We start from the raw sequence: 20,473 nt of genomic DNA, 5'->3' as shown, positions 1-20,473 counted from the left end.
ATGCCTGACTTTGGCCTGATTCTTGTCTTGCCAGCGTGCACGTTCTTTTGAAAGATGGTGTGCCATAATTCCTCCGGCTTGAAATCTCACGGCAGGGTAAAAATGCTGTGCAAGTTCTTAGGCGCGTTATCTCAAAAAAGATCGTTGACAACAAGCCCGCGTTCCACATTTAGTGGCTACTCACCCGCAAATTCTGAAAACATTATGCCACGGGCACGTTATTGGGGTTGCCGTGCATTAATCATTCTCGTTTAACATTTCCAACGTTACCTCGCTCATACGGCCCCTCGTAAGCGTCGTTATGACTACCATCTTCGCCCAAGCGCATGCTCAAGGCTGCAACGCACCTCTTAAAGAGACCTGATAGGAAACGACCGTTTTCTGGCAGCCCTCAAAAGCAGTTTGGCGAACTGTCAGGAAAATAGCCTTGGCTTTTCTGACAGGCCATCCTATTTTCGACACCGTATTCCTACAGGAGAAAATAGCAGATGGCCACCTTCGCATACGGACGCGTATCAACTTCCCTTCAGGAAACGGAAAATCAGCGGCTGGAGCTCGCTAATGCAGGATGGGCAATCGACTATTGGTTCGCAGACATCATCAGCGGCAAATCAGCATCTGCGCAGCGCCCAGCGTTCAAGGAGTTGCTGACCAAGATTCGTGACGGTGAAACCTTGTTGGTTTCCAAACTCGACCGACTGGGTCGGGATGCTATCGATGTGCTTCAGACGGTTCGGGACCTTGGGAAGAGAGACATCAAGGTAATCGTCCACCAGCTCGGTTCAACCGACCTAACCTCACCGGCTGGCAAGCTTTTGTTGTCGATGCTGGCGGCTGTGGCGGAAATGGAAAGGGACTTGCTGATTGAAAGGACACAGGCCGGACTTGCTCGTGCCAAAGCAGAAGGAAAGAAGCTCGGTAGACCGCCTAAGATCGCGCAGGCGCAACGAGCTGAGATTTTGGCAGCCAGTGTCAGAGGGCGCTAGCATCAGCGCTCTAGCGCGAGCCTACAAGGTTTCAAGGGCTACAATCAGCGCTATCCGTAACAGCTCAACGTGAGTAGCGCTGTATAAATGATGCATCCGGGAAACGCCTAGTTTGAAGTGCCTCCCAGTTCAATGGCAAACGACCTTAGAAAAACGTAATGCCAGCAACCCTTGCTGTTTTTGTGCGCTCCTCGATTATGGGCGCCTCAAACGACCAAGTAACACCCGGCTCAAGGTTGTTGACGTTCGCTAAGGTGCTCCCAATCTGCCCCTTGTTTTTATCGTAGAGGTTAATCTCCACTTGGACATACGATAACTTCCTACCCGTGGTATTAATAATCTCTCCGGTGTAAGTCAAGACGCCGTATTGCCCTCTCTTAAATTTCTCATTGCTAGCGGTGAGCTCCGACGAGTAGCTAGAGTTTACAAGTGTCGTTGATGGCGTAGAGCTCGCTATGGAGCGGGCTAGGCCGGGGGCAGAAGTATCCGTATTTGATACAACCACGCTTACAACAGAAACTCCCAAAAAAATCACACCAATCGCTTGAAACAGAGTAACTTTCTTTTTTACTTCAATGCCGCAGCTAGGGCAAGACTTCGCTTTATTACTTATTTCCTTACCGCATTCGGAACATTTTATAATTGCCATAGTATTCTTTTCCTTAAGTAATTTTTATTATGAATGAACGTTTATTGATAACCCAATTCAATCAAGCATTCGTTGGCTGCATCACTTATGAACTTTTCAACAAATATATTTCCATTCAATCCATTTGCCGCCGCAGATTGCATACCATATTGTTGGCAACCCATTCGATCCCGTCTAAATTGTTCCTCTGTTGCACCTTCTTTATACCAAACCTTTGGTGGTGGCGTTGCGCAGCCGGTTAACGACAAAATAGCTACAAGTCTAACAAGCAGTTTCTTCATTACTTTCCCCTTCATAAGTTAAAAACTTAAACATCCGCGAAGAACCATCTAGGTCCTTTATTGTTTACCTTACCTAGTAGCGACTGATCACCTTGGGCATGCTGCCGGCAGCCTTACGCGTTATAGGTTTGAAATGTCACGAATCGAGCGTGGCCCTGAGTGTCTCATACCAGCCAAATGCCATGCATGAGAATTTCATTACGACAACGATTCGGCCAACGATTCAGACAGCTTCGGCTCGCGGGCGGGTTCAGCCAGGAGGCGTTTGCAGATCATGCGGCGGTCGCCCGGAGTTACCTCAGTCGTCTCGAACGAGGCGTAGCTAATCCATCATTAGACGCCATTGAGAAGCTCGCCGGCGCTCTAGACGTAGATCCGCGAGCGTTCTTCGAGATCGTCCCGCCAGCAAGCTCAGGCGAACCCTCAGAGCTCGTGCCATACGCATCAGATGGGTCGTTTTTCCACCGGGGGTTAGCGAGCCCGAGAGACGGCACGTTCCGTGTAGGAGACAAGGGCGCAGAGATTCGTCTTGGCTCATTTGAGGAAGCGCTGGCGTATCTTGAGAGAATGCCAGTTGCCAAATGGCGTCGACCAAACGACGCAGGGAATCTTGGAATAGTGTCGGCAGTGCGCTGGGCGCCCGCACCTAAACACAAATAGCAGCCGGACCAGCTCTGTCTAGATTTAACTAGCATGTGTAAGTTTTCAAATAGCCGTTTTTTGTGTGCGTTGCAGCTGCGTAAGTGTGCGTTACGTTTCACTCAGTTCCCCGCATGCCCCGTGCAATAAGGGCTACAGCCGGTCTAGCGTTAGCTCGACCCAGCTACCAAAACCTTGCACGCCACCCCTCATTTATTTCCAGAATTCTGCCGCAACCTGCGACCTCGCCTGAGCTCGCTGGCGGGACGATCCCTGCGAGCTGAGCCCTACTCTACCGGTGACCTTCAAGCCCGCTTAATGACGGGCTGTAGCAGCGTGCATGCCCACCTTTGTTTAGCCGTGACTCGCTGTTATGCAGGGAGGCTTCTGGGCGCCCGCGGACTGTCGTGATAATCCTTGCCGGCTCGAATCCAACCGGTCACTCCTCGAGCGCCCAACAATGTGGTGAGAGAGACGATGCCCGTCAAGTAGAACTCGGTTGACCGATTAGCCTCAATGGTTGTGCGCCAGGGTAAGGAAGCGAGCGCCGGGCTGCCGAAAGACGAACTCTATGCTTAGGGTTCTTTGATTCGTTCCTAGGAGGTCATAAATCTGATGGCGCGGTTCTGCGAAAGGTGAGGTGGGGTGACCATAACGAGAAGATTTTGCGCTTCAAAGTAGTTCTGTCATTCAACTATTTTTTAGTAAACTGAAGATAAATTCATTAAGTGTATGATTTAAAAATAAAAAATTTCAAAAAACTAGCCAAGCTCAGCTATTGTCTAGCCTATCTCACGTGATTATATTTCTGATCCTCCGAAATCTTTGAGGATTGATTCATGACGCCCAGCTCTTCCCCGTTTTCCGGTGGTAGTCATCCACCCAGCCTACTCCCTGCAACCGGCTCACTATCAGCTAGCCAAGTCCTTGACACTCTTCTGCGGTCTGCTGGTTTCGCCCATGCGAGCCGCCCAGAGAATAGAAATGAGTTACATCGACTTTTCAAAAGGCTGCGTGCTGATCCGAAGAGCTATGAGTCAAAGCGCCAACAAATGCTGCAACTGAGCTTTCTGCTCAATCTAGATCGAAAAATCGCACCGCGTTACCGTCCGCTGCCGTCGCCACCGTTTGCCCCAACCAATCATGGTGAAGTCTTGATGGGCAGGGACAGACAGTTTGTGGACCTTCATTGGTTGTTTTGTCGGGGGCATGAAGCAGTCGTTTCTTCAAAGATCTATGAGAAGCTATTTTCTGATGAAGAGATATTTCTTGCGCTGGCTGGCCGGTTTTGCTCCGAGACATGGCACGGGGGAACAAAAATTAACGCTCTAAATATTTCTGATGCCACTCAGTGGCAGTTGGCGTGTTTGCAGTCGGAGAAAATAAGAAATCGGTGGAGGGTGATTGAGTCTGGCGACGTTAGGGGAGGCCATGTCAAAGTTATCGGCGCTCGGCAAGCCCGTTTGAATATGGAAGACTCAATAATTTCACAACCACGATTCGCCACCTGTATAGAAAGCTGGGTTACGGTGTGGATGGCGGCGAAGGTTGCAGATGAAACGCAAACGTCTCTTTGCAAGGTATATGAACTCATGACCGGTGCTTTGATGGACCGGAAGGGGTTGAATAGCAAGCTTAAAACTGCCCTGCTAAGAGCTGCAAGACGTTAACGGTTGGTCAAGTAATGCCAAATCCAGCAGAGGCTCAACAAGGGGTAGGTTGGAAGGTAGAGCCGGTGGGTGGATTGTGGGGTAGTGTTTTTGCCCTGAAGCCCCTGTAGTGTCTACTCTTTCCGGCTCTTGGGTCGCGCATAGCCTTATAACCTGATAGCTACCTTAACTAAAAAGCTTTTAGCCCGCTGCGCTAGCGGGCGGCTTTGCCGCCCAACATCTAAAGCCCATTGAAGAGAAATGATATGAAAGTCTTGTTTAGAGCTGCAAGCTCGTCTGAGGGGGCTTAGCTTTCGGCCCATAGGGATGTTGTATTTTTATGGTTTGCGTTGAGTGGGCGAGCTTCTGAGGGCTCCGGAAGTGAGCTGTGATTGCTCTTCCTACTACTCATTCGTCGGCGCAACGCTGTCCGGATATAACCGGGGGCGGCATCGTAGGCAAAAGGCTGAATCACTGGTAATTCAAAAGACAATCTGTCGACGTAGCCGGCGAGCTGCGCATCTGCTGCGTCCTTCCGATACCGCTTTGCAGAAATCGTCTCCCCTCGCTCGTGGCCCGCCAGCTGAGCAATAAACGCTTCAGGGATTTCCGACTTAAAAAGCTCGCTGATGAACATATGACGAAAGGAATGGAAACACTTTCGGCCATCACGGGGCATTTTGAGTGTGTCCCCAAGATAGCGGTCGTTAAACCATTTTCCGGCTGCTTTTCCGAAACCTTTTTTATCGTCAAAATTCAACTCAGGAAAAAGGCGACTGTAACCCAGCGCTTCCAAGTGTTTTTTGTAGGTAATGAATCCCAGCTTTATCAGGTGATGATGCACTCCGATCACTCTATTGGCATTCGTGGTTTTCAGCTTTTTTCTCGTTATGGGCGATTCGTTCGGATCGATGAGCACTGTTTGAGAGTCGTTTATGTAGATTAACCAAGTTCCGTCGCTGCCTTCGCGTATGTCTTCTAAATTGAGTTGGCAAATCTCGTTGAGTCGGGCTCCAGAATACAGTGTAGTGGTCAACTAATCCCGGACACGACGTTAAGTTTTTCCTCGGCCTGAGCTGGCGCCAGCCCACCGTTGAACTGATGCGGCCGAATCCAGTTGTACCGATACATCAAAAAATGGCTGATATCGCGCTGTGCTTCCTGCGCAGTTCTATAGCCTAAGGTCGGTATCCATTCAGTTTTCAAACTCCGGAACACCCGCTCCATCGGCGCATTGTCCCAGCAATTTCCCCGGCGACTCATGCTCTGACGTATGCGGTATCGCCACAACCGCTGGCGAAATAAGCGGCTTGCATATTGCGACCCTTGGTCGGTGTGGAACAGCAGATCCGAAGGCCTGCCACGCTGCTCGTAGGCCATATCCAGGGCCCGGATCACGAGTTCGGCGTCCGGCTTTTCCGACAGTGCCCAGCCCACTATCCGGCGCGTGCAGAGATCCAGAACGACAGCCAAGTAGTGCCACTTTCCTTGTGCCCAAATATAGGTGATGTCACCGCACCAGACCTGATTAGGAGCTGGCACATCAAACTCACGGTTCAAGGTATTCGGGATATCGAGTCTTTCTACTGTCGCTCGTTTATAGGCATGTGAGCCGGGTTGTTTACTGACTAAATCAAGCTCGCGCATCAAACTGCGCACTTTGAATCGACCGAGTTGCTCACCATCTTCACGCATCAGTGACAGGATGCTGCGACTGCCCGCAGCGCTGCGACTTTGCGAGAACAGCTCACTGACCCGGCTACGCAACCGAAGCCGTTCAACATCGGGAGTGCGGCGCCGCAGGCGCTGGGCGTAGTAGCACGAGCGGGTGACTTCAAACACCTTACACAGCCAATCAACCGGCTCATGGGCACTCAACTGATCAATCAGCGCAAACGCTCGTGATCTTCCGACATCAAGAGCGCGGTAGCCTTTTTTAGTATGGATTTTTCTCGCTCAAGCCGAGCGATCCGGGCTTCCAGTTCCTGAATTTTCTGCTGCTCTGGGGTCAGCGCCTTGCTCTGCGGAGTGACGCCTTGGTGCTCTTTCTGAACCTGGTCAACCCAGCGGCGCAGCGCTGACTCACCAATGCCGAGTGAGCGGCTGGCTTCGATGTAGCTGTAGTTTTGCTTGAGCACGAGGTCAGCAGCCTCGCGTTTGAATTCAGCAGTAAAGGAGCGGCGTTGTTTGGTCATCTGACACCTCGATCTGGCGAGCATTCTCGCCTAAATGGGTGTCCGGTTTCATTAGACCACTACACAGGCCGAGCAAGGGCAACCAATAGTGGTAAGGGCGGAAATGCTTGTTTTGGCTGGAGACGGGGTAGTTTCCGCCGTTGTCAAACCATGAGGCGCTGAAGATGCGCGATAGATCAGTGGAGTCGAATATGTCGCGAGCATCTTGATCGCGTTGTTTTGGTTTTGTCTGCGTTAGGTTTAGCGTTGGATTCTTTGTGAGGTAGTCTTCCCGGACGGCCCATCCAAACATTTCGCCAAGTTTTTGCATGTAGTTGTTACAGGTCACCAAAGTCATGGTGTCGAGCTTATGTTTTACGGTCAGTTGCTTAAGTTCGGTGACAGAAGTAACTGAGAATTTACGTCGTGTTAGATAGATGTTTCGTGGAAGCTGCGAGAGTTTTTGTTGGTAAGCGCGAAGCATCTGCCGGCTGACAGATTCAACGAGTTGATCACCCATTAGCTCTGTGAACATTCCGCACATTGTCTTCATTTTCCGCTGTTGATCCTCGGCCCATTGACCCTTCTTTGCGTCGATGAAGAGCACTAATAACTCGGAGCAGGTCAAGGACGATTGCCCGTTGACTGCGGAGGCTTCGTGGTTAGGCAGACGCTGAAACTGAAGTTCATGTATCGGGGGCGCGGCAGTAGACGGAGACAAGCCGGTCGGTATGGCTATGCCGTCCCATTCGAGAAAAAGACGTTTCCAGTAAGAGATAATCGGGTATGCAGTGCCCTTTGCCACAGCCACTTCACGAACTTTCGTGGAAACATGTATTTCGCGCTTGCCGAGACGAAGCTGGAAGCGCACAGGGACACAAATTCTGACAGCATAAATTCCACCGGGACGTCGGTAGAGATAGCTAAGTTGGGACATTCGTAGAACCTCTTCGAAGGAGAGGCTACGCTGCTGAGTCGCAAGACCTTGAAAAATAAGGACTTTAGGGTGCTGGATACTCAGACGGCGGGAATCGAACCCGCGTGATCAGCTTGGGAAGCTGGAGTAATACCATTATACGACACCCGCTTTGAGCGGCTGACTTTGTACCAGATGTCGGCGCTGAACTGAAGCGCTATTTTTTCCAAGTGGGTTTTTCTGGCGTTTTTTTCGGGTAAACCTGCTGCGTGACAGATTACGTCGTCACGTGAAACACGCATTCCCTGTAAGCGCTGCCGAAGACTGCGCTCGATAGCGACCTACAGGGGCGAGTGATTTCAGTTCACAGTGCAAATGCATGGTGGCTCTGTACCTGGGTGTAGCGTGGCCGTTTTGCAACGGGTGCGGGCTTGAGGAAACTCAACAAGGCCTCTTGCGAGTCGCGGCAGGCGGCTTTGTGTTCCATGTCCAGAAAGTGGCCGGTGGCCCGGAGGGTGCAGAACTCGCTATGGCGCACGTGGTCGCCGAAGAGCTGCGCGTCGTCTGCTGCGGTGTATTCGTCCCACTCGCCGTTGAGGAACAACACGGGCACGTCGATTTTTTTCGCAGCGTCGAGGTAGCACAGTTGATCAATGGTCAGTACTTGGCTGATATGAAAGTGCATTTGCACGTATTCATGGATATCCAGGCTGCTGACATGCCGGTAGTTGAAGCGCTTGAACAACGACGGCAAGTGTTTACCGATGGTGTTGTTCACCAGATAGCCGACCTCGTGGCGATCAAACGCACCGAGGTGCTTGACGCCGCGTTCGAGGTAGTCGCGCATGTGTTCGTTGACCACGGGTGAGAACGAGCTGATGACAGCTTTTTCAATACGTCGTGGTTTCTGCGCCAAGGCAATCAAGGTTGCTGCGCCGCCCCAGGAAAAGGACAGCACATGTTCGGCGGCGAAGTGGTCGATCAGCTCAAGCAGGATCTGACCTTCGAGCTCTTTGGTCAGCGGCTGCCGGTGCAGGTTGTGCGCTTTGGATTTGCCCGCGTAGGGTTGGTCGTACAGCACCACGTTGAATTGCGGGTGCAGGTTGCGAACAGTCTGAGCAAAGGACGCAGTAGTGGCCATCGAGCCGTTGACCAGAATAATGGTCTTTTCTGCGGCATCTGCGCGGTAGAACTCCGTGTAAACCCGGAACTGACCTTGTATATCAAGCACAGCGATTTCTGGCCTCATAACATAGACTCCTGGCGAAAACAGGTATGCGCGCAAAAGAGGTTGCACGAGTTTCGTGACAGGTAGGCATGCGCCTGGAAAGGGGGGCCCATGTCGATCCGAAACGATCTGTTCGACAGGTATTGTTATTGGCGGGCGGTTTGTCGGCACGGAACCTGAGGTTCTCGAGACGGCAAAAAGTTTCTTAGAATGAGTGGGTGACCAATCAGTCACATGGAGACTGATGATTGGATTCAAGCAGGCTCGGGGACAACCCGCAAGTGCCATTGGTAAATTGTTGGACAACTTCTGCTGAGTGGTCGGTTTGATCAGATCGCGAGGATTTCTTCGGTGCTCAAGGCGCGGTATTGCCCAGGCGCCAAATCGGCGTCCAGTTGCAGGGGGCCCATGCGCTCGCGATGCAGGCGCAGGACTTTATTGTTGAAGTGGCCGAACATGCGTTTGACCTGATGGTAGCGGCCCTCGACGATGCTCAGCCGCGCGCAGTGAGGCCCCAACAGGGTCAGTTCGGCGGGCTGAGTGGTGAGGTCTTCAAACGCGAAATAAAACCCTTCAGCGAATTTTTGTACGTAGTCGTCGCTGATCGTTTGCTCGGTTTCTACGTAGTAAATTTTTGCCAGCTTGGTCTGCGGCTGGGTCAATCGTCGCGACCACACACCGTCATTGGTGATCAGCATCAGGCCCGTGGTGTTGAAATCAAGTCGACCGGCGATGTGCAGGTCTTCTTTGTCCGGCTCATCCAGCAAGTCGAGCACCGTTGGATGCTGTGGGTCGAGCGTCGCGCTGACGCAGCCCGGTGGTTTGTGCAGCATGAAATAGCGTGCCGGTTTGCCGGCTTGCAATACGTCGTCGTCGCATTCCACACGGGTGAACTCACGCACCTCGTGAAGGGGGTCGCTGACGGTCTGACCGTCGACCTTGATGCGCTTGGCCACCAACGCAAATCGCACATCTTTGCGGCTGAAGCGCGGCAGGTTGCTGAGGAATCGATCAAGACGCATGGCAGTGACAGACGACCGGGAAAGGGGCGGGCATGGTACGCGATCTAGTTGTTGGGCTTCGACTGAACGTCGGTTTCGATCTGCGCGCAACGCGGGCACAGGCAGGCAGCATTGCGCACTTCCAGCGGCAGCGCTTGGAGTACCGTCGGGTCGATACTGACTGAAAAGCACCAGCAGGGTTGCGTCGCCGTACGTGGGTCGGCGAGGGTGCAGCGGTTGCTGGCGCCGCAGACCGGGCAGCGGTCAGGATCGATTGAGCTTTTTTCCATCGTCTGGCTGTGCATGGCGCGCCTATTCAAACTGAGACCGGGCCCTCTCCATGCACACCCGATTGCGCCCAGTGTGTTTGGCGCGATACAACGCGTGGTCGGCGCGGGCAATCAGGCTGTGCAGGGTGTCGTCAGGCTGCAGTTCAGTCAGGCCAACGCTGACGGTGATCTGCAACGACGTGGCGGAAAAGGTGTAGGAGTGCTGCTCTGCCAGCAGACGGATTTTTTCCGCGACTTGCTGAGCGCTGGCGCTGTTGGTGTCCTTGAGCAGGATGATGAACTCTTCGCCGCCCCAGCGACAAATGATATCCGACTGACGCAGGCAGCTTTGCAGGTCCTGAGCGAAGCCTACGAGCACTTCATCGCCCGCCAGATGGCCATGGTCGTCATTGAGACGCTTGAAATGGTCGATGTCGATCAGTAGCGCCGCCAAGGGCTTGGGCTCGCGTTGCGCTTCCTGCATGGCCTTGAGCGCCATCAAATCGAAGCCGCGGCGATTGGGCAGGCCCGTGAGGCTGTCGAGGGTGGCCTGGGCTTCGATCTTACGCTGATAGCGGCCGATGGCCCGGTGCAGCAAGAACATGACCACCAGTGTCACCACCAGGCAGATGAACAGGTTCAGGTACAGCGACTGGCGGATATCGGTGAGGGCGCCGTCTTCCTGTTTGTCGACGAACAGGTACCAGTTCAGTTCTGGGATGAAGCGCACGTTGAGAAAATGGTTCTGGCCTTGCGTCTGGTATTCGAAACTGCCGGTCTGTGGCCTCGGCAGTTTGTCGTGCAAGTCGTTCAGGCCCGGCATGTCCTTGAGGGACTGGCCGATGACGGCTCCCAGTGGTCCACCTTGAGCGCCCGTGAGCACAATCCGGCCGAAGGCGTCGACGAAATACACGCTCCGTTGATACCGCTGCTGATAACGATCGATTAGCTTGATCACCGCATCCACGGTCAGGCCCACACCCGTGGCGCCGATGAAGTTGTCTTTGTAATCGAACACCTTGTAGTTGATGAAGAAGGTCAGGTTGTCCTTGTTGGCCATGTCTGGATCGACGTTGATTTCGTAGGGCGCAGCCATGTCGCGTACCCGGTAGTACCAGATGTCGCGTGGCTCATTGGCGTCGATTTTCTTTAAGACGCCTTTGGCCTGGTAATACTTGAGGCTGGTATTGGAGACAAAAAAGGCCGTATAGGCACTGTAGTGACTCATGACTTCGTTGAGGTAACGGGTCATTTGTTCCGGGTCGTGCTCGCCAGCCACCACCCAGTCACGCATGAAGGTGTCACGAGCCATCATTGATGAGATCAGGATCGGCCGGACCAGGTCTTTCTGGATCTCCGAATACACCGTGTCCGAGGTCAACGGCAGTTCGGTGTTGACGATGCTGTCGCGAATCGACGCCCGCGAGGCGTAATAACTGAGCAGAGATGTCGCCAGAAAACCGCTCCCCAGCAGGACCACCAACGTCAGGATCAACGAACGCTGGGAATTGAGTGGAGAGCGAAGTGGCATGACGAGTCCGGTGAGGAGAAGATCAATAGAGGTCGCATGCTAGCGTGTTGCTACTGTTCTGCGCTATGGCCGATTCAGGTTCACGGTGTAATCGGCATGTTCGCGGTCGGTGCTATATACGCGGGTGAGCGGCCTATCAAAGAGTTGATGGCAGAACAACGGCAGTGCACCAATAAAATTTTGTCGTAGTGGATACCCTGTTCAGACAATGATTTGAAAAGATCCTGCAGGTTCGGATAAGTCATGCCGAGGCGATTTCTGACAGTCAGTACGTCCATGGGCGTAGCGGGAAGACCGTTTAAAGGCGACAGGTTCGAATGACGCACCACGTGACTGATTTCTTGATACGTCTCGCCGCGAGTACTCTGGAATTTCATCAGCGAATAATTCTTGATATTGCCCGGAAGGGATGTTCCGGCCAGCACCTTATCGGTGATGGCATACGGCGGCAGCGGGCCTGGAGGACGCGCGAGGCTGTTGTTTGCGTTATTTAAAATAGAAAACGGTTTGACCCTCTGGCTCACGACTCGGTGAAGCGTTGGGTCGACCAGCTCATAACCATGGGGTGCGTAGGTTCTAAGTTCGGTGCCATTGGGGATCCGTGCAGTGTTAGTCCACGGCAAGTAATGCCCGTGTGTACTTACAACCAGGGTTCTGGCTTGAGCCTTGTCCGAGGTCCAGAGCAGGAATTTTCGACCAAGCTTCCATACTTTGACGGGTAAGGTGCCGAAGGTGCTATGACCGGGAATGTTCCAGGTCTTGAGCAGGCTGTTGGTATTGAAAAATGTTTCCAGGCGGGTTTTACGGGCATTCATTGATCGGCCAAGCCAGGAGCCGAAGCTTTTTGTGGCGGCGGACGTAGCGCTAGCCCCCGCTATGGCTGTTTTCCCCAGAACGTTGAATGTGTTGAACAAACGCAGCAATCGGGGGGTGTAGGGCGCCAGCTGCAACAGCCCTAAAGACAGCACGTTGAGCGCTGTCTGGGTTTTTTCGGTGTTCCGGTTTCCCGGTAATGCTGCTGTCGCGATGCCCAGGTAGATGGACCCGGCGTGAGTCGCAAGAGAGGCCAGCGCCACGGGCGTCAGCAGCAGCGACATGGGCGCCAGCAACAGCTGTAGGTGGTTGAGCTGACGCGTCCAATAGCGCAGCGAAACTTCTTTCGAGGTCACGATGTGTTCATTCGCATCATCTTGATAGTTGCGCTCAAGCGTCTCGCGCATGAAGACGAACGGCGACGAAGTAATGGGCTGCTCGCAGAGGGCTCGGGCTTTGGCTTTATGCAGGTCGTTGGCGTAAACCACGTCTGTCCAGGGCCGAAGCAGGGAGGAAGCCGGGTCGGGGATGCTGTTACCGCTCCAAACATCAAGAAGATACATAAACTTCTCGTGGAGTCTGACCGGTATATAGCTCAACAGCATGCGTTGCCACTGCTTATCCTTGGCGGCGGTTTGTATATAACGGGTAAGTTCGATGTCGCGACTGAATTCGATAAATGCCACCGACTGACCGGCCTGGTACAGCACCGTCAAGGGTGTGTCGGCGTGGGTGAATACCAGCAGACCGGCACAGGGTTGGCATTGCGTGCCTTCTATCAGCGAGGGTTTCAGGTAAAAACCCAACGCTTTGCAGCGGATGCTGGTAGACGTCGTGTCCAGCATTTCGACGATGAGATCGAATCCAGCGCGTGTTAACTGTTTCTGTTTGAGGCTGATCACTGCCTGCGCCATAAAGGTTGTCTTGAACGACTGCTCGATAGCAGTTCCCTGCTTCTCCCAAAACCGGTTGAGTTGTTTCGACATCAGGTCAAGAAAGTTAATGCTCCTGATGTGGCTTTCGATGACCTCCGGGGATATCTCAAGCGCAGCGCCTTCGGACCATTGCCCCTTGCCTGTGGGGTCGGTGTAAACCGTCGTACGGGCGCCGTTATCGATATAACCCACCGGCCGCTCGACCCGGTAGTTACTCAACAGGGCGTTGCTCAGGCTGATCGGGGTTTCGTCGGGGGGTTGAACATACGTGATGGGCGAGTGGGCGCTACCCAATGGGGTGGTCGATGTGCCTCGAACATAGCGAATGAAAACATGATCTGGATTCACATCCAGTTGATGGTCGTTTTTCAGGTAGCCGCGCATCAGTCGGTTGGCGGCCATCAGTGGGTTGGGTATCCGCTTCACGATATCCGGCTGAAGTTCCCAGCGATCAAGAACGCTCACCAGGGTCAGGCCGCGTTCGACCAGCATGAACAAGGCGTCCGTATGGGTGTGTTGTGAGTGCTGCTCGAATGAAAACGCTTTCTGGGCGCGGGTGAGCGCGGAAAAAATATCCTCATCGAGAGTTTTTATATCGAGAGTGAAGGGCGAGTTCCCTTGTTTGTCGGCAGCGTCCAGATACGACGCGAGCCAGGGCGACGTGTTCAACGCGTCGAGGAGTTTTTGCCTCATTAACTCAGGGTTGTCGCTGATGTATTCGAAAACGGCAGGTTTTTGACCGGTGATGTGAATAAAACTGTGCGATGTATTTTTTGAGGTCAGCTGAAAGATGCCCGGCAGGATTTGGTCATTCAGCAGCACTACACGGACGACCGTGCGCTCGCCTTTGGCTGATGTTTCCAGGGTTTCAACGGTGGTGGGGAACCGGTCGAGTCCCATGGCTTCAAGCGTCAGGTTATAACCGTCCAGGCTGATCATTTTACGCGTGTGGTACCGGCCCAGCGTGTCGAGAAATGAAAGTTTGGCGAGGGTGCGATACGTCAGTTCATGCCTGGCCCAGAAGACGGCAAGTAGGGTCTCGTAGTGTCGAGGCCAGTCCGCCTTGTCGATCAGCGTGAGGACCAGGGTTGTGCTCAGCGAAGGTGTTGCCTCATCAAACAGGCGCTCAGGTTCAGCGCTCTGCATCAGGGCATAAAAACTGGCTGCATCGAAAGAGGTAACCGCCACGTCGGTGAGGGACAGACGCCGCGTGTAAAGTTCTTGCCCATCGACAAAGACGGCCGGACGCGTATCGGTCGTGAAGTTCATGTAAATATGGTCCGGCAGGGAGGGCTTACCGGTCTGCTCAAATAAAAGCCGAGTCAGTTGTTCGTTGACATAGGCGTGCACTCCCGCCGGGCAGTCCATGTCCATCTGCCAGGCTTTCAAACTCAAGGGCGACATGGCGAGCAGTCTGGCGGCGCGGCTCTTTCTGAGCGTGGCGAGTTGTTTGTGGTTTAGCGCTGTGGCGGGTGGCGGTTCCTGCGACAGTCCCTCCAGATGATCGTCGGGCGTTGCGTAATAAAACGGCGACAGCGCAAAGGCTCCAGAGGAAGGTAGGGTATCGCTCTGTTCACTGTGGTTGCCGGTCAGGTGCGTAAGTGCGGGGTGTTCGAGGCTGTATGTTGGGGCGGGTGCAGTGCGTGCTGGAGCAGGGGGGACTGAGTTTTCGTTGTCATTCATGTGGATGGCTGAACGTGATGAGGGGCGCGTCACTGTGTCATCAGGGATCTCTTCATGTCGTACATCTATGTAACGACGAGGTGCGGGTAAACAGGGGTATGCAGGACGCTGTGGCTGCGCACTGAAACGTGCGCAGCCACGTTCGTCGTCGGGCTACTTAACGGTTGGGTCAGGCACTCAAATAGGCGCGCCATCCGCCTAGGTGACTGATATCTGTCGCGCCCTCCAGGCCATAAGGTTCGCAGATGAAACCGCTTTCCCAGCGTCCGTCGGCCAACTGAACCTTGCCCAGGCCCAAGGGTGCCGGAATGCCGGTGAGGAATGACCCCAGTTCGCGGCTTGGCAGTTCCCAGACTTCCACGGCAATCGCTACGCCGCCTTGCGCGACCCGCAGCATGCCGGGCCGAAACGGTGGTCCACCGGCCAATGCGTAGAGCTGGTAATCCGCCGAGCTTTGGGTGACCTCCAGCAAGCGGCCACCGCGCTGCTTGAGTTGCCAGTTCAGCGCCAGGCCATCCAGGTGCGCGCCGCACACCACTAAGCGTGCCATGTCGTTGCGGGCGACAGTGGTCGGTGCTGACAGGTTGGGTGCGTGGCCGCCGATCACCGGCAGGCCGGTATGGCGTTGCAGGGCGTCGGCCAGGCTGAGCAGATAGTGATCAGTGAAGACCCGACCGAACAGGGTCACGCCCCACGGCAGGCCGTTGTCCATGAAGGCACTCGGCACGGCGACGGCGGCGTAGTCCAGCAGGTTCATGAAATTGGTGTAGTAACCCAATTCCGAGTTGCGCAGCACCGGTTCAGCCTCCAGTTCGGCGAGGGTCACCGGGCGACCGATGGAGGGCGTCACTACGCAGTCGAGACCTTCAAGGGCTTTGTCGCACAGGGCTTTGAGCGCTTGCAGGCGGTAGTGCGCACGGAACGTTTGCACGCCGGTCACGGCCGGTGCTTTCGACAGTACTGCGCGGATCACCGGCAATACCGCTTCTGGGTTGTGCTCCATCAGTTCGCCCGCAACGCTGTAGCGTTCGGCAACCCATGGGCCGTCATACAGCAGGCGCGCAGCTTCGAGGAAGGGTGACAGGTCCAGCGTCACTGCTTCGCCGCCCATCGCGGTCAGACGGTCGATGGCATCGCCGAACAGCAGGGGCCCTTGCTCGCAGCCGAAGAACGCCAGGTCCTGCGCACGGGGTACGCCGAAACGAAACGGGCGGGGCGCACCGAACGCAGAGGCGTCGTTCCACAGCGGGTTGCTGCGGCTGTATTCGTCACGCGAATCGAGTCGGGCTACCAGACCGAGCAACTGGCTGGCTTCGCGCGCGGTGGCGGTGAAAGTGGTCACGCAATCAAGGGTGCGGCAGGCGGGCACCACCCCGGCAGTGGAGATCAGGCCCTTACTGGCCTTGAGTCCCACCAGATTGTTCAGTGCTGCGGGCACTCGGCCGGACCCGGCGGTGTCGGTGCCGAGGGCGAAGCTGGCGACGCCGAGCGCCACGGCCAACGATGATCCTGCGCTGGAGCCGCCTGACGGGTACTCGGCCAGCACACTGTTCGGGCAGGCCCCATAGGGGGAGCGGCTGCCATTCAGCCCGGTGGCAAACTGGTCGAGGTTGGTTTTGCCCAACGGAATTGCGCCGAGGCCGATCAACTGCTCGACGATGGTCGCCGAGCGCTCCGGGGTATAGGCGAATGCCGGGCAGGCGGCGGTCGTGGGGATGCCGGCCAGGTCGATGTTGTCTTTGATCGCGAACGGCACGCCATACAGCGGCAGGTCGTTGAGGTCGCTGTTTTCCAGCGCGGCCAGATAGGGTTCCAGCTCGGTAGCACTCAGCAGATGGATGAACAGGTGATAGTCCGGGTTCAACGCAGCGGCTTTTTCGCGCAGGGCGAGGATCAGTTGCCGAGGTGTCTGGCGACCGTCTTGATACGCGGCGCGAACGCTGTCGAGGCGCAGGTCGCTTGAATGCAGGTCATGGCTCATGGCGTAATTCCGTCAAAAAAATAAGTAAGTTCAGTCAGCTTCAAGTACCACGACCCGCTGCCCGGCGCGCACCGCCGAGCCGGGCTGCACCCGCACTTCAAGCACGGTGCCGGCCAGGCTTGCCAGTAGCGGAATTTCCATCTTCATCGACTCCAGAATCACCAGCACATCGCCCACTTCAACCCGATGGCCGACCTCGACCTGCACCTGCCACAGGTTGCCGGCGATATGGCTGTCGATGCCGTGCTGGCCTGCGTCAAGAGGGGCGTCGTCGGTGGCTGGGATAGCGGCTTCGTCGCTTTCAAAATGTGCCTGACCGCTGGCGATCCAACGTTCGCGTTCGGCGTTGAAGGCCCCTTGCTGCTGAGCACGAAATGCGGCGATACCCTCGGCTTCACGGGCGAGAAAAGCCTGATAGTCAGCCAGGTTCAAGGTGCTGTGCTCGATGCTTAGCGGGTACCGGCCCAAGGGAAAATCGCGGCGGATGCGCAGCAGCTCTTCGGCGCTGACCGGGTAAAAACGAATCTGATCGAAGAAGCGCAGCAGCCACGGTTTGCCATCGAACGCCGCGACTTCGCGGTAGCGGTTCCACATCTGCAACGTGCGCCCGACAAACTGATAACCACCAGGGCCTTCCATGCCGTACACGCACATATAGGCGCCACCGATGCCGACCGAGTTCTCTGCCGTCCAGGTCCGTGCCGGGTTGTACTTGGTCGTCACCAGCCGGTGCCGTGGGTCGAGCGGGGTGGCGACAGGCGCGCCGAGGTACACGTCGCCCAGGCCCATCACCAAGTAGCTGGCGTCGAACACCGTGCGCTGCACTTGGTCGAGGTTGGGCAGGTCGTTGATGCGGCGGATGAACTCCAGGTTGCTTGGGCACCACGGGGCGTCCTTGCGCACGGTAGTCATGTATTTCTCGATGGCCAACTGGCACGCCGGGTCATCCCAGGACAGCGGCAAGTGCACGATTCGCGACGGCACTTGCAGGTCTTTGGCGGCGCACACGGCGTCCCATTCGCCGACGACGATATCCAGTAAATCCGCAAGCGGCAGTTGTTCGGGCTGGTAATGCACTTGCAGGGAACGAATGCCCGGCGTCAGGTCGATCACGCCCTGTAGCGCTTTGGCTTCGAGGGCCTGCATCAGCGCATGACCGCGAAAGCGCAGTACCAGGTCCAGCTCGGGTGCGCCGATTTCCAGGAGCAAATGAGTGTCGCCAGACAGACGCGCCATCAGCCGTGTGTCGTCCTGGCCGATGTCCAATACAACAGGTGAAATTAACCCTTGTGCTAGCGAGCTCATTCGCGATGAGGCCAGATCTGGCACCGCGTCGCTTTCCTCGTGAGCACGTTCGCTCATGCAGAAGATCGCGCGTGCAGCATCGATACTGACCGGATGGAACTGCACTTTGTCGCCGGCCTTGAGTTGCCCCAGTTGCCAGAGGTCAGCTTCGATGATGGTCACCGGGCAGACGAAACCGCCCAGGCTCGGGCCATCCGGGCCAAGGATGACCGGCATGTCGCCAGTGAAATCCACGGCGCCGATGGCGTACGGGTTGTCGTGGATGTTCGAGGGGTGCAAGCCCGCTTCGCCACCGTCGGCACGGACCCATTCCGGCTTGGGACCAATCAGGCGGACGCCGGTACGGCTGGAATTGAAATGCACTTCCCATTGGGTGGCGAAGAAGGTCTCGATGTAGCGCTCGGTGAAATATTCCGGCGCGCCATGCGGGCCGTAAATGACCCGGATCTGACGCACGGCAGGCAAGGCGTGAAGCTGGTCGTCCAGTACGCGCTGACCGATGCTGCGGTCACTCAGGGCTGGAGTGTGCAGCACGTCGCCAGCCCGCAAAGCGCGGCCGCCATGCCCGCCAAATTGACCCAGGGTGAACGTGCTTTTGCTGCCCAGATAGTCCGGCAGCTCCAACCCGCCGCGCACACAGAGGTAGCTTCGTGCACCGGCGCCCGCGATGGTGCCCAGCGCCAGGGTTGAACCGGCGGGTACCAGCAACGCGGTATTCAGCGCCTGGGGCTGACCGTCCAGTGTCAGCGGAATCGGCGCGCCGGTGATGGCAACCACGGCGTCGGTGTTGAAGCGCAGCAGCGGGCCGCTCATGGTGATTTCCAGCGCGGCACAGCCTTCGGCGTTGCCCAGCAGGCGGTTGCCCAGACGCAGTGCGCGACTGTCCATTGGCCCGGACGGCGGCACACCGACCGCCCAGTAACCGAGACGCCCGGGATAGTCCTGCACGCTGGTCTGGGTACCGCCACTCAGCACTTCAAAGGTATTGGCGCGATACACCAGACCTTCCAGGCAGCGAGTCCATGGCTGGCCACTGGCAAAGGGCGCGTCGAGCAGAATCTGCCGCAGGTAATCGCGGTTGGTTTCCACGCCATACAGGTGGCTGTTGCTCAGCGCTTGAGCAAGTCCGGCGCTGGCCTGCTCACGGGTTGGCGCCCAACTGATCAGCTTGGCAATCATGGGGTCGAAGAACGGCGGGATCTCGCAACCGGCTTCGACCCAGGTGTCGATGCGCAAGGTCTTGCCATCGGCGGTCGGGAAATTCACCGCAGTCAGCAAGCCGGGGCAGGGCTGGAAATCCCGGCCCGGGTCTTCGGCATACAGCCGCGCCTGAATCGCATGACCGTTCGCCTGCAAGCCCGTGCGCAACTGACTGAGTGGCGGTAGATCACCCGCTGCCAGCTGGACCATCCAGCTGACCAGATCGACGCCCCACACTTGTTCAGTGACCCCGTGCTCGACCTGCAAGCGGGTGTTCACTTCGAGGAAATAGAAACGCTGGTCCTCGCTGTCGAACACGAACTCCACGGTCCCGGCGCTGCGGTAATTGACCGCTTTGGCCAGCTTGATCGCTGCCGCACACAGTTCGTCGGCCATGCCGTCTGGCAGGTTCGGCGCCGGGGTTTCTTCGAGGACTTTCTGGTTGCGCCGTTGTACCGAGCAATCACGCACACCGAGGGCGATAACGTCGCCCTGGCCGTCGCCGAACACCTGTACTTCCAAGTGCCGGGCGCGCTGGATGTACTTCTCGATAAAGACGCCAGCGTCGCTGAAGTTGTTCTGTCCCAGACGTTTCACCGCGTCGAACGATTCGCTCAGTTCGAGCGCACTGCGGCACACGCGCATGCCTATCCCGCCACCGCCTGCTGTGCTTTTCAGCATCACCGGGTAGCCGATCTGTTCGCCCGCGTTGAGGGCGTCGTCGAGGCTGTCGAGCAGTTCGGTGCCCTCAAGCATCGGCACGCCGTGTTGCTTGGCCAGTGCGCGTGCCGTGTGTTTGAGGCCGAACACCCGAAGCTGGTCGGGTGTCGGGCCGACGAAGGCGATGCCAGCGTCTTCGCAGGCTTGGGCGAACGCGGCGTTTTCGGAGAGGAAGCCGTAACCGGGATGGATCGCCGTGGCGCCGCTGGCTTTGGCGATGGCGAGTATTTTATCCACCGCCAAATAGGTCCCGGCTGCGCCACCTTCACCCAGGCTATGGGCTTCATCGGCTTGAAGAATATGCAGGCTGGCGGCATCGGCTTCGGAATAGACCGCCACGCCCTTGACCTGCAAGGCGCGCAAGGTACGCAGGATGCGGCAGGCAATGGCGCCACGGTTGGCGATCAGCAGTGTCTTGAACATGGCATAAACCCCAGAAACCGATGGCTGATCGGTTTCTTGCCGGGAAGCGGGCCGTCCCGCTGTTTTCGTAGTGCCTCGAGGCCGTCCCCG

The 20,473-nt window shown here is 56.1% G+C and carries 15 protein-coding genes and 1 tRNA gene; 3 read left to right on the top strand and 13 right to left on the bottom strand.

The genetic code is table 11. The features are described 5' to 3' along the window. Positions 1-488: 488 nt before the first annotated feature. Positions 489-986, top strand: coding sequence for a recombinase family protein (locus RGU44_RS14700; RefSeq protein ID WP_322217716.1), 498 nt, complete (start codon positions 489-491; stop codon positions 984-986). 145 nt (positions 987-1,131) lie between these two features. Here the strand turns inward: RGU44_RS14700 and RGU44_RS14695 are convergent, their stop codons facing one another. Next, positions 1,132-1,635, bottom strand: coding sequence for an FxLYD domain-containing protein (locus RGU44_RS14695; protein ID WP_322217715.1), 504 nt, complete (start codon positions 1,633-1,635; stop codon positions 1,132-1,134). 41 nt (positions 1,636-1,676) lie between these two features. Beyond that, positions 1,677-1,916 carry a hypothetical protein gene (locus RGU44_RS14690; protein ID WP_322217713.1) on the bottom strand — a complete coding sequence of 80 codons (240 nt, stop codon included), beginning with the start codon at positions 1,914-1,916 and terminating at the stop codon, positions 1,677-1,679. Positions 1,917-2,093: 177 nt separating this feature from the next. Between RGU44_RS14690 and RGU44_RS14685 the strand changes: the two genes are divergently transcribed. Continuing rightward, complete coding sequence (locus RGU44_RS14685; RefSeq protein ID WP_322217830.1) at positions 2,094-2,576, top strand: helix-turn-helix transcriptional regulator; 483 nt, start codon at positions 2,094-2,096, stop codon at positions 2,574-2,576. Between the two features lie 1,031 nt (positions 2,577-3,607). Then, a complete protein-coding gene (locus RGU44_RS14680; RefSeq protein ID WP_322217710.1) occupies positions 3,608-4,225 on the top strand; it encodes a hypothetical protein in 618 nt (205 codons plus the stop codon). Positions 4,226-4,511: 286 nt separating this feature from the next. Here RGU44_RS14680 and RGU44_RS14675 read toward each other — a convergent pair whose 3' ends face one another. From RGU44_RS14675 to uca, 11 genes are all read right to left on the bottom strand, one after another. Further along, positions 4,512-5,240 carry a site-specific integrase gene (locus RGU44_RS14675; RefSeq protein WP_322217707.1) on the bottom strand — a complete coding sequence of 243 codons (729 nt, stop codon included), beginning with the start codon at positions 5,238-5,240 and terminating at the stop codon, positions 4,512-4,514. Next, positions 5,237-6,399 (bottom strand): IS3 family transposase gene (locus RGU44_RS14670; RefSeq protein ID WP_322215723.1). Its coding sequence is split into 2 segments (ribosomal slippage): positions 5,237-6,144 and positions 6,144-6,399, totalling 1,164 coding nucleotides; the frame shifts between segments, so codons are not numbered across the junction. Before RGU44_RS14670 ends, RGU44_RS14675 begins: the two co-directional genes overlap by 4 nt. Further along, positions 6,368-7,315 (bottom strand): DUF6538 domain-containing protein, encoded by a 948-nt coding sequence (locus RGU44_RS14665; protein WP_322217705.1) that lies wholly within the window; start codon positions 7,313-7,315, stop codon positions 6,368-6,370. Before RGU44_RS14665 ends, RGU44_RS14670 begins: the two co-directional genes overlap by 32 nt. Positions 7,316-7,394: 79 nt before the next feature. Continuing rightward, positions 7,395-7,464 (bottom strand) — tRNA-Gly (locus RGU44_RS14660). 194 nt (positions 7,465-7,658) lie between these two features. Continuing rightward, positions 7,659-8,543 carry an alpha/beta hydrolase gene (locus RGU44_RS14655; RefSeq protein WP_322217703.1) on the bottom strand — a complete coding sequence of 295 codons (885 nt, stop codon included), beginning with the start codon at positions 8,541-8,543 and terminating at the stop codon, positions 7,659-7,661. A 308-nt stretch (positions 8,544-8,851) separates the two neighbouring features. Further along, complete coding sequence (locus tag RGU44_RS14650; RefSeq protein ID WP_322217700.1) at positions 8,852-9,544, bottom strand: pseudouridine synthase; 693 nt, start codon at positions 9,542-9,544, stop codon at positions 8,852-8,854. Between the two features lie 44 nt (positions 9,545-9,588). After that, entirely contained in the window at positions 9,589-9,828 is a 240-nt protein-coding gene (locus RGU44_RS14645; protein WP_407074624.1) for a cysteine-rich CWC family protein, read from the bottom strand. A gap of 7 nt (positions 9,829-9,835) precedes the next feature. After that, entirely contained in the window at positions 9,836-11,323 is a 1,488-nt protein-coding gene (locus tag RGU44_RS14640; protein WP_322217698.1) for a sensor domain-containing diguanylate cyclase, read from the bottom strand. Positions 11,324-11,403: 80 nt separating this feature from the next. Next, a complete protein-coding gene (locus RGU44_RS14635; protein ID WP_322217695.1) occupies positions 11,404-14,754 on the bottom strand; it encodes a dermonecrotic toxin domain-containing protein in 3,351 nt (1,116 codons plus the stop codon). A gap of 169 nt (positions 14,755-14,923) precedes the next feature. Then, positions 14,924-16,735 carry an allophanate hydrolase gene (gene atzF / locus RGU44_RS14630; protein ID WP_322217692.1) on the bottom strand — a complete coding sequence of 604 codons (1,812 nt, stop codon included), beginning with the start codon at positions 16,733-16,735 and terminating at the stop codon, positions 14,924-14,926. Between the two features lie 30 nt (positions 16,736-16,765). Further along, positions 16,766-20,383: an urea carboxylase gene (gene uca / locus RGU44_RS14625; protein WP_322217689.1), complete on the bottom strand. Its 3,618-nt coding sequence runs from the start codon at positions 20,381-20,383 to the stop codon at positions 16,766-16,768. Positions 20,384-20,473: the final 90 nt, after the last annotated feature.

Source organism: Pseudomonas sp. 5C2 (genome assembly GCF_034314155.1).
Taxonomy (GTDB): domain Bacteria; phylum Pseudomonadota; class Gammaproteobacteria; order Pseudomonadales; family Pseudomonadaceae; genus Aquipseudomonas.
This window is presented reverse-complemented; position numbering and strand designations above follow the sequence as displayed.